The sequence below is a fragment of the Sphingomonas sp. BE138 genome, from assembly GCF_031456125.1.
Lineage (GTDB): Bacteria > Pseudomonadota > Alphaproteobacteria > Sphingomonadales > Sphingomonadaceae > Sphingomonas.
Genome location: NZ_JAVDUC010000004.1, coordinates 1 through 14,127, shown reverse-complemented (window position 1 = coordinate 14,127; position 14,127 = coordinate 1). Strand labels below are relative to the sequence as shown.

Genomic DNA, 14,127 nt, shown 5'->3' with positions numbered 1-14,127 from the left:
CGCTTTCCTGTTTCTTGCGCGTTCGACGCGGCACGACTTCGTGATGGAGAGACCCATGATGCGTTTGATGCCGATCGTCGCCGCTGCCACTTTGATCGCGGCTCCCGCCGTCGCGCAGCAGATGGCCCCCGACGCCTATGTCGCCGCCGCGGGTGCAAGCGACCTGTACGAGAAGACGTCCAGCCAGCTGGTGCTCGGCTCGACCAAGGACGCCAAGGTGCGCACCTTCGCGCAGGGCATGATCCGCGATCACAACAAGAGCACCGCGATGGTGAAGGCGGCGGCCGCCAAGTCGGGGGTCAAGCCCAAGCCGCCGGTGCTGACGCCCGAGCAGAGCGAGATGGTGGCGCAACTGCGAGCGCAGAAGGGCGCTGAGCGCGACGCGACTTACCTTACCCAGCAGCGCACCGCCCACCAGCAGGCGCTGGCGCTCCACCAGGGCTATGCCAGCGACGGCACCGCCGCGCCGCTGAAGACCGCCGCCGGCCAGATCGCGCCGGTGGTGCAGCACCACATCGACATGCTGAACGGCATGTGAGGGCGGGGGCGGGGTACGTCCCCGCTCCACCTTTTGAGGTGCATCAGACCGTCATTGCGTCGCTACGCTCGCAATGACGGTCGAAGCACGTTCTATCCTACCGGGCGCACGAATCCGCCGCACCCGCATCCAGATCGAGGCAGCGCCCGTCGAGCCCCGACACCGGCAGTCCGATCGTCGCCGCCAACGTCGGGGCGATATCGACGGTTTCCACCGACAGCGGCTGCTCGAACGCGGTCATCTTCTTGCGCCAGAACAGGATCGGCACGCGGCGATCATAGTCCCACGGGCTACCGTGCGTTTCGACATAGAACGGCGCGGGGTTCACGATCGTCGTCACCCGCGGCCTGAGCAGCACAAGCAGGTCGCCGGAGCGCTCCGCATCATAGGAGGCGCGCGCACGCTCCAGCAGCGTCCACGTCTCCGGCGGCGTCCTGGCGAACGGCGTCGCCGCGATCTCGGCGCGGGTGAAGGCGGCGGCGACCTGCGGCATCGCCAGATAGCGCTTCTTCGCCTCCGCCAGCACCGCCGCGCGCCGCGCCTGCGGCACCGAGTCGGCGATGTATACGTCGCCCTCCGACCCGAGCAGCACCGGCCCCGCGATCCCCAGCGCCGCGCCGATCGCCTCGCCGACCAGCTTCGCGTTGGTGGCGGGCGAGGCGTGCTCCTCCATCGGCATCGCGCGCTGCTGCTGCCGTTCGGTCATGTCGTGCGCGCCGTGGTCGGCGGTCAGCATGACCTCGTAGTCGAGGCCCCAGTCGTCAAGCTGGGCGAGGAACGCGCCGATCGTCTGGTCGAGCTGCTGCATCTGGATGCACATCTCCGACCCCTGGGTGCCGAGCGCATGGCCGACGTAATCGGTCGCCGAGGCGCCGATCGCGATCAGGTCGGTGCCCGCGCCCTGGCCCAGCTTCATGTCCTGGATCATGCCCGCCGCGAGCGCGAAGACCGCGCCGTCCAGCGCGGGCGAGGCGCGGAACGATTTGGCGTCGCCCGCGGCACGCTGGAACTGCCCGGCGCCGATCGTCTGACCGCCGACCGCGATCGGCTGTGCCAGCGCCTTGCAATACCCCGGCAGCGGCAGCGCCGCCTGGGGGGCGGCAAGCAGCTTGCCGACCGCGTCGTTGGCGCGCGTCACCACGGCCGGCACCGGCGCGGTGCTGCGCGAGGGCAGGGTGACGAAATGATCGGTCGCCCAGAACCACATCTGGTCGGTATGGTGCCCGCCCATCATGATCGCGGCGCGGTCCTTGCCCGCGACCGACACCACGCGCGTGCGCGGATCGGCGCGCTTCATCATATCGCCCAGCGTGTCGACGCGCAGGTGGAAGTCGGAGGGCTGGTATTTATCGTGATCGCTGCCCGGCGCGCGCTCGTCCTCGGCGCAGTAGACGACCTTGTCGGGGCGGCCGGCGCGCTGATCGATCCAGCTGTTGGCGACGATCCCGGTATGCGCGGGGCGCATGCCCGTGAGGATCGTCGAATGGCCCGGGCACGTCTCGGTGGCGGCATGGCTCTGGTAGCCGGAGGGGAAGACGACGCCCTGCTGCAACCGCGCGAGCCCGTCGGTGTAGCGGTTACGATATTGCGCGAACAGGTCGGCGGAGAATTGGTCGACCGAGATCGCGACGATCAGCTTGGGCCTGATCGTCGGTGCGCCGGTCGGTGCCGGTGTAGGGGCCGGCGCGACGGGTGCGACCTGCGCGGCGGCAGGGAGCGCGGTCGTCAATAGCAAAGCGGCGAACAGGGCTTTCATCGGGCAACCTTGATGCAACGGGGACGCGGAGCGGCTATGGTCCCGCTCCGATGGTCAGGCAAGCAGTGCGCGCGGCGCTTTTCACTCTGATGACAGTCGTTTCGCTGTTGCTACCCGGAACGGTGAGCGCGCAGACGCGGCATGTTGCGATGACGCTGCTGGCCGAGAGCGAGCGGCCGGCGCCGGGTTCCGGCGTAACGCTGGCGATCCATGCCGTGCCCGACAAAGGCTGGCACGGTTATTGGCTGAACCCCGGCGACGCGGGCGTGGCGACGCGCGCGACGTGGACGCTGCCGGCGGGCGCGACCGTGGGCGCGCTCGACTATCCGCCGCCGGGGCGGCTGGTGATCGCGGGATTGATGAACCACGTCTATGAGCGGCCGTGGACGATGCTGACCACCCTGGCCGTCCCGAAGGGACTGGCGCCGGGCAGTGCGCTGCCGATCCGCGTGAAGCTTGATTATCTCGTCTGTACCGAGACGATCTGCGTGCCCGAAACGCAGGAGCTGGCCACGCGGCTGACGGTCGGCGAGGGCGCTGTCGACGAAAGCCGACGCGCGCAGTTCGATGCGTGGCGGCGCGCGCTCCCGCGTCCGCTGGGCAGCGCGGCGACATGGCAGGTCGCAGGCGACCGCTTCCGGTTGTCGGTGCCCTATCCGTCGGATGCGCCGCTGGGCGCGGCGTGGTTCTATCCGGCGCGCGGCGGCGCAACCGACTATCCGGCGCAGCAGAGCGTGACGCGCGACGGCGAGCGGGTGGTGATCGAGACCAAGGCCGCCGCAACGCCGGAGCAAGGCCCGCTCGCAGGCGTGCTGACGCTGGGTGATGGCACCGCGCTGGCGCTGACCGCGCAGCCCGGAACGGTCGCACCCGCGGCGGCGACAGGCGCGCTCGACTGGGGCGTAGCGCTAGCAGCGTTCGGGGGCGCGCTGCTCGGCGGGCTGCTGCTCAATGTCATGCCGTGCGTGTTCCCGATCCTGAGCCTCAAGGCGTTGGGGCTCGCGCGGTCGGGCGAAAGCGAGCGGCACGCGCGTGTCGAGGCGTTGGCCTATACCGCGGGCGTGGTGCTCGTCTGCCTCGCGCTCGGCGGCACCTTGCTGGCGTTGCGTGCGGGCGGGGCGAGTGCGGGCTGGGCGTTCCAGTTGCAGGATCCGCGCGTGGTCGGCGTGCTGCTGTTGCTGGTGGTCGCGATCGCGCTCAACCTCGCCGGGCTGTTCGAGCTGCCGACGCCGCGCTTCGCCGGGCGCGGCGGCGCGACCGGCGCGTTCATGACCGGGGCGCTGGCCGCGTTCGTCGCGACGCCGTGCACCGGGCCCTTCATGGGTGCGGCGCTGGGCGCGGCGCTGGTGCTGCCGCCGGTCGCCGCGCTCATGGTCTTCGCCGGGCTCGGGCTCGGGATCGCGCTGCCGTTCCTGGCTGTCGGCTTCGTCCCCGCGTTGCGGCGGCGGCTGCCGAAGCCGGGGATGTGGATGGTGCGGCTGCGCCACATCCTGTCGGTGCCGATGTTCGCGACCGCGCTCGCGCTCGCCTGGGTGCTCGGGCGACAGGCGGGGGTCGACGGAATGACGCTCGGGCTCGCCGCCGCGCTGCTCGCCGCGCTGGGGCTGTGGTGGACGGGGCGGCGGCAGGCGGCAGGTGCGCGGTTCGGATGGGCGCCGGCGGCGGTCGCGCTGCTGGTCGCGGGCGCCGGCATCGCCGCCGTCCGCCCCGGCGCGACGCGCGCCGCCGAAGCAGCGCTGCCCGGCGCCGAGCCGTTCAGCGAGGCGCGACTCGCCGCCCTGCGCGCCGAGGGACGCCCGGTGTTCGCCTATTTCACCGCCGACTGGTGCCTGACGTGCAAGGTCAACGAAAAGGCCGCGATCGAGACGCAGGCCGTCGCGGACGGCTTCGCCCGGCACAAGGTCGCGGTGCTGGTCGGCGACTGGACCGATGGCGACCCGGCGCTCGGGCGCTTCATTTCGCAGCACAATCGCGCCGGCGTTCCGCTGTACCTCTTCTACGCCCCCGCCGCGCCCGCGCCGCGCGTCCTGCCACAGGTATTGACCAAGGCGATGCTCACCGACTTGCGATGATCGCAGCACCGCAATGATGTGTTGCGAAGGCGATTGATGTCGATCAGCATGGGTCGAAAGCGGCACTCGTGCGTTCAGGGGACAAATGGGGACAGCGGCATTCGATGAGATCATGGGGGCAGCGGGCGTCGAGGGCGCCCGTCCCGAGTTGCGGGAGCTGTGCCGGTGGCTCGCCGACACGCCCGATGGCGAGCTGCGTCGTCGGCAGCAATCCGCCGAGACGACCTTCCGCCAATTGGGCATCACCTTCGCCGTCTACGGCGAGAGCGAGGCGAGCGAGCGGATCATCCCGTTCGACATCGTCCCGCGCGTGTTCCTGGCCGACGAATGGGCGCGGCTGTCGCAAGGGCTGATCCAGCGCGTCGAGGCGATCAATGCCTTCCTTGTCGATATCTACGGCGAGCAGAAGATCCTGCGCGACGGCGTACTGCCCGCCGACCTGATCCTCGGCAATGCGCAGTTCCGTCCCGAGATCGCAGGCATCCGCCCGCCGCACGACGTTTGGGCGCATATCTGCGGCATCGACCTTGTGCGCACCGGTCCCGACGATTTCTTCGTTCTGGAGGATAATGCCCGCACACCATCGGGCGTCAGCTACATGCTGGAGAACCGCGAGGCGATGGTGCGGCTCTGCCCGGAGCTGTTCGCCAAGTTCCGCGTCGCCGCGGTCGACAGCTATCCCGACCTGCTGCTGGGGACGATGCGCTCGGTCGCGCCACGCGGCTGCGGCGGTCGGCCGACATGCGTGGTGCTGACGCCCGGCCATTACAACTCGGCCTATTACGAGCACAGCTTCCTTGCCGATTCGATGGGCATCGAACTGGTCGAGGCCGCCGATCTGGTGGTCGATGACGACGTGGTCTTCATGCGCACCATCGACGGTCGCGTGCGTGTCGACGTGATCTATCGCCGCGTCGACGACGATTACCTCGATCCTTTGGTGTTCCGCCCCGATTCGATGCTGGGCGTGCCCGGGCTGATCGCGGCCTATGCCGCGGGCAACGTCGCGATCCTCAACGCGCCCGGCAACGGCATCGCCGACGACAAGGCGATCTACAGCTATATGCCGGAGATCGTGAAATATTACTCGGGCAGCGACGCGCGGCTGCCGAATGTCGAGACGTATCGCTGCCGCGAGCCCGAGGCGCTAAAATACGTCCTCGATCATCTCGGCGAACTGGTCGTCAAGCTGGTCGACGGATCGGGCGGTTACGGCATGCTGGTCGGCCCGACCGCGTCGTCGGCGGAGATCGAGCGTTTCCGCGCGGCGCTGATCGCGCAACCCGAACGTTACATCGCACAGCCGACGCTGGCGCTGTCGACCGTCCCGACCCTCGTCGAGCAGGGTGTCGCCCCGCGCCACGTCGATTTCCGACCGTTCGTGCTGACCGGCGCGAAGGGCGTGCAGGTCGTGCCCGGTGGCCTGACCCGCGTCGCGCTGCGCGAAGGCTCGCTGGTGGTCAATTCGTCGCAGGGCGGCGGGACCAAGGACAGTTTCGTGCTGATGGACGAAGCGCCGGGGATGACGCAGACGCTCAGCGGCCCCTCCGGCACCATGACGCAGACGCTCGGGCGCGGTACGCTGGGTGCGCAGACCTCCGGGGCACAGACGTCCTCGCAAGGGGAGCGGTGATGCTCAGCCGGACCGCCGCCTCGCTCTACTGGCTCGGCCGCTATGTCGAGCGCGCCGATTTCGTCGCGCGGCTGGTCGAGGCGACGCTGCGCCTCGACGTCCTCTCCACCCGGCCGGCCGGCGAGGATGCGTGGCGCACCGCATTGTCGGTCAGCGAGACCGCCGATGCGTTCGCGGCGGGCGGGCACACGCTGACCCGCGAGGAGGTGGCGCATTTCCTGCTCGCCAGCGCCGCCCATCCCGGATCGATCCTGCGCTGCCTGGCGATGGCGCGCGACAATGCCCGTGCGGTGCGCACCGCGCTCAGTCGCGAGGCGTGGCAGGCGATCAACACCGCCTGGCTGATCTTCGACCAGCGCCCGGCACGCTACGACCCCACCGCGACGCTGGCGGTGGTCGACGCGGTCAAGGCCGAGACGCGCGGGTTCGAGGGCGCGGTGCACCGGATGCTCCGCAACCAGACCACCTCGTTCATCCGACTGGGGCAGGCGGTCGAGCGCACCGACAACACCGCGCGGCTGCTGGACGTCAAATATCATATCCTGCTGCCCGCCGGGGAGCGGGTCGGCGGCACGGTCGACCGTGACCAATGGACGACGATTCTGCAGACCGTCTCGGCGGTCACCGCCTTCCGCTGGCTGTATAGCGACGGCCTGAACCCCACCAACGTCATCGACCTGCTGCTCAGCCGCGCCGAGCTGCCGCGCAGCCTCGCCGCCTCCACCGAGGAGACGGTCGCCGCGCTGACCGCGCTGGCACGTGCCAGCGGGTCGCAAGGCGAGGCCGACCGGATGGCGCGCACCCGCCAGGCGCGCGTCGCGCGCACCCGCACCGGGGACGTGATCGCCGCCGGACTCCACCAGCACCTCCGCGCGCTGATCGTCGAGAACGCGCAACTGCACGACGCGATCGGCCGCCAGTTCAAGTTCCATTGATGCGCCTGACGATCGACCATCGCACCACCTATCGCTTCACCGCTCCGCAGGGCCGCGTGGTGCAGCTGCTGCGCGTTACCCCGCGGAACACCCACGACCAGACGGTCGCGGAATGGAACATCGCGATCGATTGCGACGCGCGATTGCGCGATCACCGCGACGGCTTCGGCAACATCACGACCATGCTGTACGCCGAAGGGCCGCTGTCGGGGATCGAGATCACCGTGTCGGGTGAGGTCGTGACGAGCTCGTCCAGCGGCGTCCTGCAGGGCACGTTCGAACCGCTGCCGCCGACGCTCTATCTGCGCAGCACGCCCGCGACCAACGCCGAGGCGGCGCTAGCCGCCTTCGGTCGCGACACGGCGGACGGCAAAACGCCGCTATCCGCGCTCCATGCGCTCAACGCCGCGCTGCACGAACGCTTTGCGCTGGATGCCGGACGGCCCGAGCCCGGCCTGACGGTCACCGCCGCCTTCGCGCGCGAAACCGCGACGGCACGCGACCTAGCGCAGATGTTCGTCGCCGCCGCACGCGCCGCCGGTTTCCCGGCGCGCTACGTCACCGGCTATTGCGACATGCTGTCGGGCGGGCGCCCGACGCCGCACGGCTGGGCCGATGCCTGGGTCGAGGGGCTCGGCTGGGTCGGGTTCGATCCCTCGCTGGGGCTTTCGCCCGAGGAACGCCACGTCCGCGTCGCGGTCGCGCTCGACGCCGCGGGCTGCGCGCCGGTCGCCGGCTCCCGGCTGGGCGAGGGGCGCGAATGCCTCGACGTCGAGGTACAGGTCGTCGCGCAGGATTGACCGCCCGGCACCGGGTCGTCTAACGCCCGCGCCAGCATCAAGAGTCGGACGCATGTTCGACGCCAACCTGCTCCCGGGCAAGGTGGCGCCCTCTATCACCGGGGGGATGTGGCCGGACCGGCAACCAACGGGACCTCTCGCCACATGTCGTTCGACTTGCCGGTGCTGAACCGAGCAACAGGATCGACGCGCGTGACCAGCCAGCAACCGCAACAATTCGCCAGCGACAATTATGCGGGCGCCTGCCCCGAGGCGGTAGCCGCGATGATCGCGGCCAATGCCGGCTCGGCGGTCGCGTATGGCGACGACGACTGGACCGCGCGCGCCGCCGACAGCTTCCGGACCTTGTTCGACAAGGATGCGGAGGTGTTCTTCGTCTTCAACGGCACGGCCGCCAATTCGCTCGCGCTCGCCTCGCTGTGCCAGTCGTATCACAGCGTCATCTGCTCCTCGGCGGCGCATGTCGAAACCGACGAATGCGGTGCGCCGGAGTTCTTCTCCAACGGCTCCAAGCTGCTGCTGGCGCCCTCGGTCGATGGGAAGTTGACCCCCGAAGCGATCCGCACGCTCGCGAGCAGCCGCAGCGACATCCACTTTCCCAAGCCGCGCGTCGTCACCATCACCCAGCCGACCGAGACCGGACAGGTCTATTCGGTGGCCGAGGTGCGCGCGATCTCGGCGGTCTGTCGCGAACTCGGACTCAAGCTGCACATGGACGGCGCGCGATTCGCGCACGCCTGCGCCGCGCTCGGCTGCACGCCCGCCGCGATCACCTGGGAAGCAGGGGTCGATGTGCTGTGCTTCGGCGGCACCAAGAACGGGTTGATGGTCGGCGAGGCGGTGCTCTTCTTCGACCGCGCGCTCGCCGAGGATTTCGACTATCGCTGCAAGCAGGCCGGGCAGCTTGCCTCCAAGATGCGCTTCCTGTCCGCGCCCTGGGTCGGGCTGATCGAAAGCGGTGCGTGGTTGCGCAATGCCGAGCATGGCAATGCGTGCGCCGAGCGGCTGGCCGCGCGCATCGCCGACCTGCCCGGCGTGCGGCTGTTGTTCCCCGTGCAGGCCAATTCGATCTTCCTGATCGCCCCCGACGCAGTACTGGACACGCTGCGCGCGCGCGGCTGGCGCTTCTACACCTTCATCGGCGGCGGCGCGCGTTTCATGTTCGCCTGGGATGCCGACCCGGCGCGGGTGGACGAATTGGCCGAGGACATCCACGCGGCGCATGCCGAAGCGCGGCTTCAGGCGGCATAGGCCGTGCTCAGCATCTGCCGGCGGTCAGTGTACTCGGTTTGATGACGACATGATCGTGTCGGACACGATCTGCTCGCCTCTCACGCGGCAAACCCGCATCGAGGTGATGCGGTGCGCGGCGACACGAGGATCTCCGAAGTCGGCATCCTTCAATTCGTCCCAGATGATCTTCACCGCGTAGGCAAACGAGCCCGCCGCGCCGTCTCGAGGCCGAACCAGCACGTCGGGCAGGAAGACGGTGACATGTCCCGACAGGCCGGCGACGAACTTGCGCGACAGCGTGCGGAAGATAAGTCGCTTCTCGGCGATCCACTGATCACCGAAATCGCGGATCAGTTCATCCTTCAAGGGGCCATGATCGAGGCTGGCACCGATCGGCGTCATTTCCAGCGTGATGAACTGCAACGATGCCGCAAGACGTCGCGCCGTGTCCGCCCCGATCCCGCTCCACAGCGCGCCGCGGTCGCGGGAGACGTCGATACGCACGCCGTCCATGCGACGCTGCCACTCGGCAAGCTTCTGAGGCCTGTTTTCGCGAGTCGACAGCATCGTCGCGCCCCCCCGGGTCATCTCGAAGCAAGCTTGTCACTTCGGTGGCCAAGAGCAAGCGCGCATCCTCACAGTTACGCCGCGTACGCTCAAGCGAAGGTTGACGTCATCGCAACCTCATCCTCCGGCATCGCGATCCAGCCGTGCGTGCCCAGCATCTCGATCGGGCGGTAGCGCGTCTTATAGGCCATGCGCCGCGAACCCTTCACCCAATAGCCGAGATAGACGTACGGCAACCCCGCTTCACGCGCGCGTGCGATATGGTCGAGGATGATGAAATTGCCGAGCCCCGGTCTCCGGTCCTGATCGGTGTCGAAGAAGCTGTACACCATCGACAGCCCGTCCGCCTGCCGGTCCGTCAGGCAGCAGCCGACCAGCCGCCCCGGCCGCCCGCCGTCGGAGGGTTCGCGATATTCGACCACCACCGAATTGACGGGCGAATGCTCGATCATGTCGGAGAAGTCGCTTTCGTCCATCGCCGCCATCCCGCCGCCGGGATGGCGCGCCGACAGGTAGCGGCGCATCAGCTCATATTGCTCGTCGGTCGCCCACGGGCGACATGCGGCGACGTCGAGGTCGGCGTGGCGACGCACCAGCTTGCGTTGCGTCGCGTTCGGCTCGAACTCGTGCGTGCGCACCCGCACCGATACGCACGCAGCGCACCCGGCGCAGCTCGGGCGATACGCGACCGACTGGCTGCGGCGGAACCCGATCCGTCCCAGCGCATCGTTCAACTCGGTTGCGTTGGGGCCGGACAGCTCGGTGAACACCTTGCGCTCCTGCCGCCCCGGCAGATACGGGCACGGCTGCGGGCTGGTGACGAAGAAGCGTGGAAAACGGAACGGCGCCGTCATACGCCTCGACCCTCCCGCTTAACGTCCATGTCGTGCCGCCTGCCTGCCACGCGCTTCATATGAGACGTCGCGCCCGCGCTGAAAAGCCGCTTTACCACCAAGCGGTGTGCCGCGTCAGGCCAGTTCGACGGGGCTCACCTCGTAACCCGCCTCGCGCAGGCCCGTCATCAGCCGGTCGAGGTGCGCGCGGTCGCGGGCTTCGCACTCGATGTCGGTGATCAGGCCCTTGGCGGGCAGCGTGGTGAAGACGCGCTGGTGATAGATCTCGATGATGTTGACCCGCTCCTGATCGAACACGCGCATCACATTGTAGAGTGCGCCCGGCTGATCCTGGAGCCGCAGCCGCAGCCGTGCCAGCCGCCCCGAGCGTGCCAGATCGCGCAGCAACACGTTCGCGAGCAGCCGCGTGTCGATGTTGCCGCCGCACAGCACGACGCCGACCGTCCGCCCGCGGAACCGTTCGGGATGCGCCAGCAGCGCGGCGAGCCCCGCTGCGCCCGCGCCCTCGACCACCGTCTTCTCGATCTGGAGCAGCAGACTCAGCGCCTCCTCCAACGAGCGTTCGGAGACGAGCACGATGTCGTCGACCAGCTGCGCGACCATCTGCGCGGTGATGCCGCCCGGTTCCTTGACCGCGATGCCCTCCGCCAGCGTATCGCCCGCGCACGGCATGTCGGTGCCGTTGATGCGATTGTACATCGACGGGTAGAGTTCGGCTTCGACGCCGACGACCTCGATCGGACGCGGCATCGCGCGCGCCACGGTGGCCATGCCGGAGATCAGCCCCCCGCCGCCGATCGGCACCACCAGCAGGTCGATCTCGGGATGCTCGTCCAGCATCTCCAGCGCGACCGTACCCTGACCGGCGATGATGCGCGGATCGTCGAACGGATGCACGAAGGTGAAGCCGCGCTCCGCTTCCAGCACGCGCGCATGGGCGTAGGCGGCGTCGAACGTGTCGCCCTCCAGGATCACGGTCGCGCCGTGCCCCTGCGTCTGCACCACCTTCACCACCGGCGTGTTGCGCGGCATCACGATCGTCACCGGCACGCCCAGGCGGTTGCCGTGATAGGCCAGCCCCTGCGCATGATTGCCCGCCGATGCGGCGATCACGCCCTTGGCGCGTGCCTCGGGGGAGAGCTGCAGCAGTGTGTTGAGCGCGCCGCGTTCCTTGTAGGCGGCGGTGAATTGCAGGTTCTCGAACTTCAGATACACGGTTGCGCCGGTCAGCTTCGACAGCGTCTGGCTGATCAGCGTCGGCGTGCGCACCACCGCATCGCCGATCCGGATCTGCGCGGCGCGGACGTCCTCGATCGAGACGGGCAGGGCAGGGGCGGACGCGAGCTGGGTTGCCATTCGCGGGACGTAGCGGAACGATCGCACGAAAGGAACACCTGCGCGCTCGTCGCCGGTCCACCCGCCGATGGCCGCATGACATCCCTCGCCAAAAGCCCGGCGCCGCCATATGGCAAGTCACATGAACCGACGCCATCTGACCGCCGCGCTGGGCGCGCTCGCCGGCCTTTCCGTCGCCGCCGCCGCGAGCGCCGACGCGCTGATCGACAACGTCACCGGGCTGACGCTGAACCGTGATCGGCAGGTGGTGCGCTTCAAGGCGATGGTCATCGACCCGCAAGGCAAGGTCGTGCGGCTGATCGCTCCCGACGAAGAGCCGCCCAAGCGCACCAAGAAGAACCCCGGTCCGCGCTACGACTGGCGCGCCGACATGAAGGGGCGCGTGCTGGTGCCCGGCATGATCGATGCGCACGGCCATGTCATCCAGCTCGGGCTCGCCGCGCTGACGCTCGACCTGTCGGACACGCGCTCGCTGGAGGAAGCGAAGGCCAGGATCGCGGAATACGCGCGCGCCAACCCGGATCGCCAGTGGATCATCGGGCGCGGCTGGAACCAGGAAGTGTGGAAGCTCGGCCGCTTTCCTACCGCCGCGGATCTCGATGCGGTGGTCGGCGACCGACCGGTGTGGCTGGCGCGCGCCGATGGCCATGCCGGTTGGGCGAACAGCGCCGCGCTCAAGCTGGCCGGGGTCACCGCCGCCACCGCCGCGCCGGCGGGCGGACGTGTCGAGAAGCCGTTGGGCGTGCTGGTCGACCGCGCGACCGAACTGGTCGAGCGCGTCGTCCCGAAGGTGTCGCCCAAGGATCGCACCGCTGCGTTCCTGAAGGCACAGCAGATCCTGCTCGGCTTCGGGGTAACCGCGATCGCCGACATGGGCACCAGCGTGGACGACTGGATGACCTACCGCCGGATGGGCGACATCAACGCGCTGCGCGTCCGCATCATGTCCTACGGCCTCGGCATCGACACCACCGTCACGATCGGTGGAACCGGACCGACGCCGTGGCTGTACGACGACCGGCTGCGGCTGGAGGGCGTGAAGCTCTACGCCGACGGCGCGCTCGGTTCGCGCGGCGCGTGGCTGAAGGCCGACTACGCCGATGCGCCGGGGCAGCGCGGGCTCGGCTTCCTGACCGACGACCAATTGCAGAACACGATGAGCCGCGCGGCGATGGACGGTTATCAGGTTGCGGTCCACGCGATCGGCGACCGCGCCGACAAGCAGGTGCTCGACGCCATCGCCGAGCTGTCGGAGACGTACAAGGGCGACCGGCGCTGGCGGATCGAGCATGCGCAGGTCGTCGATCCCGTCGATATGGCCGCGTTCGGCAAGTACCACATCATCGCCTCGATGCAGCCGACCCACCAGACCAGCGACCGCGTGATGGCGGAGGCGCGGCTGGGCGCGGCACGGCTGGCGGGGGCGTATGCGTGGCGCACGCTGCTGAACGACGGCGCCACGCTGGCGTTCGGGTCCGACGCGCCGGTCGAGCGTCCCGACCCGTGGGCAGGCTGGGCGGCGGCGTTCACGCGCACCGACGAGAACGGCCAGCCGGTCGGCGGCTGGTATCCCGAACAGGCGGTGTCGCGCGAACAGGCGTGGTGGGCCTATACCGGCGGCGCGAGCTATGCCGGGTTCGCCGAGCAGAAGTTCGGCATTCTCGCGCCGGGCCAGCGCGCCGACTTCCTTCTGCTCGACCGCGACCCGCTGACCGCCAGCGCGGCGGACCTGCGCCAGACCAAGGTGCTGGAGACGTGGATCGGCGGCACGAAGGCGTGGGAGCGGAAGTAACGGCCGGAAGCAATCCGCAGCGTGTTCGCCCCGGTCCGCTCACGATGAGGAGCGGGAGGACGGCGCCTTGGTCGCACGCGTCGCTCAGAAGTCCGACCAACCCTCCTGCACCGCCGCCGCCGCGCTGCCCGACCGGGTGCGCGTGACGCGCACACTGGCGGCGATCTGCGCGCCGGCCCGTGCGGCGCGCGCCTGCAACTGGTGCACCGGCGACGATGACGCCGCCGACGCCGCGGCGCCCCGCGTGTCCAGCCGGAAGCGCGCGATCTCGCGTGTCATCACGTCGGTCTCGTCGGCCAGGCTGCGTGCGGCGGCGGTCGCTTCCTCGACCATCGCGGCATTTTGCTGCGTCACGCCGTCCATCTCCGACACCGCGGTGTTGACCTGCTGCAGGCCGGTCGCCTGCTGCTCGGCGGCGGCGGCGATGCTGCCGACCAGCGTGCTGATCTCGCCGATCCGCCCGGTGATGCGCTGCAACGCCGCGCCGGCCTCCGCGACCAGGCCGACGCCCAGGTCGACCTGCTCGGTGGAGGCGGTGATCTTCGCCTTCACGTCCTTCGCCGCATCCGCCGAACGCTGCGCCAGCGCGCG

12 protein-coding genes and 1 riboswitch are annotated in these 14,127 nt (G+C 69.4%); of the genes, 7 read left to right on the top strand and 5 right to left on the bottom strand.

Going from position 1 to position 14,127, the window contains the following annotated elements:
- The first annotated feature begins 55 nt into the window (after nucleotides 1–55).
- Nucleotides 56–538 (top strand): DUF4142 domain-containing protein, encoded by a 483-nt coding sequence (locus J2Y58_RS06950; RefSeq protein ID WP_310100691.1) that lies wholly within the window; start codon nucleotides 56–58, stop codon nucleotides 536–538.
- A gap of 97 nt (nucleotides 539–635) precedes the next feature.
- Here J2Y58_RS06950 and J2Y58_RS06945 read toward each other — a convergent pair whose 3' ends face one another.
- Entirely contained in the window at nucleotides 636–2,294 is a 1,659-nt protein-coding gene (locus tag J2Y58_RS06945) for an alkaline phosphatase family protein (RefSeq protein ID WP_310100689.1), read from the bottom strand.
- Nucleotides 2,295–2,383: 89 nt separating this feature from the next.
- On the opposite strand from J2Y58_RS06945, the gene J2Y58_RS06940 reads away from it, so the two are divergent.
- From J2Y58_RS06940 to J2Y58_RS06920, 5 genes are all read left to right on the top strand, one after another.
- Nucleotides 2,384–4,366: a protein-disulfide reductase DsbD domain-containing protein gene (locus tag J2Y58_RS06940; RefSeq protein ID WP_310100687.1), complete on the top strand. Its 1,983-nt coding sequence runs from the start codon at nucleotides 2,384–2,386 to the stop codon at nucleotides 4,364–4,366.
- Between the two features lie 85 nt (nucleotides 4,367–4,451).
- Nucleotides 4,452–5,999 (top strand): circularly permuted type 2 ATP-grasp protein, encoded by a 1,548-nt coding sequence (locus tag J2Y58_RS06935; protein WP_310100685.1) that lies wholly within the window; start codon nucleotides 4,452–4,454, stop codon nucleotides 5,997–5,999.
- Entirely contained in the window at nucleotides 5,999–6,934 is a 936-nt protein-coding gene (locus tag J2Y58_RS06930; protein ID WP_310100683.1) for an alpha-E domain-containing protein, read from the top strand. The genes J2Y58_RS06935 and J2Y58_RS06930 overlap by 1 nt, the downstream gene beginning before the upstream one ends.
- Nucleotides 6,934–7,734 carry a transglutaminase family protein gene (locus J2Y58_RS06925; RefSeq protein ID WP_310100681.1) on the top strand — a complete coding sequence of 267 codons (801 nt, stop codon included), beginning with the start codon at nucleotides 6,934–6,936 and terminating at the stop codon, nucleotides 7,732–7,734. Before J2Y58_RS06930 ends, J2Y58_RS06925 begins: the two co-directional genes overlap by 1 nt.
- 29 nt (nucleotides 7,735–7,763) lie before the next feature.
- A riboswitch (SAM-I-IV-variant riboswitch) is annotated at nucleotides 7,764–7,872 on the top strand.
- A gap of 6 nt (nucleotides 7,873–7,878) precedes the next feature.
- The gene (locus tag J2Y58_RS06920) at nucleotides 7,879–8,985 is read left to right on the top strand and encodes a low specificity L-threonine aldolase (protein ID WP_310100679.1); all 1,107 of its coding nucleotides are present in this window, start codon (nucleotides 7,879–7,881) and stop codon (nucleotides 8,983–8,985) included.
- Between the two features lie 24 nt (nucleotides 8,986–9,009).
- Here J2Y58_RS06920 and J2Y58_RS06915 read toward each other — a convergent pair whose 3' ends face one another.
- From J2Y58_RS06915 to J2Y58_RS06905, 3 genes are all read right to left on the bottom strand, one after another.
- Nucleotides 9,010–9,534 (bottom strand): hypothetical protein, encoded by a 525-nt coding sequence (locus tag J2Y58_RS06915; RefSeq protein WP_310100677.1) that lies wholly within the window; start codon nucleotides 9,532–9,534, stop codon nucleotides 9,010–9,012.
- Between the two features lie 89 nt (nucleotides 9,535–9,623).
- Entirely contained in the window at nucleotides 9,624–10,388 is a 765-nt protein-coding gene (locus J2Y58_RS06910; RefSeq protein WP_310100675.1) for an arginyltransferase, read from the bottom strand.
- Between the two features lie 114 nt (nucleotides 10,389–10,502).
- Nucleotides 10,503–11,744, bottom strand: a complete 1,242-nt coding sequence (locus tag J2Y58_RS06905; protein WP_310100673.1) for a threonine ammonia-lyase — start codon at nucleotides 11,742–11,744, stop codon at nucleotides 10,503–10,505.
- Nucleotides 11,745–11,865: 121 nt separating this feature from the next.
- Between J2Y58_RS06905 and J2Y58_RS06900 the strand changes: the two genes are divergently transcribed.
- Nucleotides 11,866–13,536 (top strand): amidohydrolase family protein, encoded by a 1,671-nt coding sequence (locus tag J2Y58_RS06900; protein ID WP_310100671.1) that lies wholly within the window; start codon nucleotides 11,866–11,868, stop codon nucleotides 13,534–13,536.
- An 84-nt stretch (nucleotides 13,537–13,620) separates the two neighbouring features.
- Here J2Y58_RS06900 and J2Y58_RS06895 read toward each other — a convergent pair.
- Nucleotides 13,621–14,127 (bottom strand): methyl-accepting chemotaxis protein (locus tag J2Y58_RS06895; protein WP_310100670.1); only part of this gene is annotated, 507 nt, incomplete at its 5' end.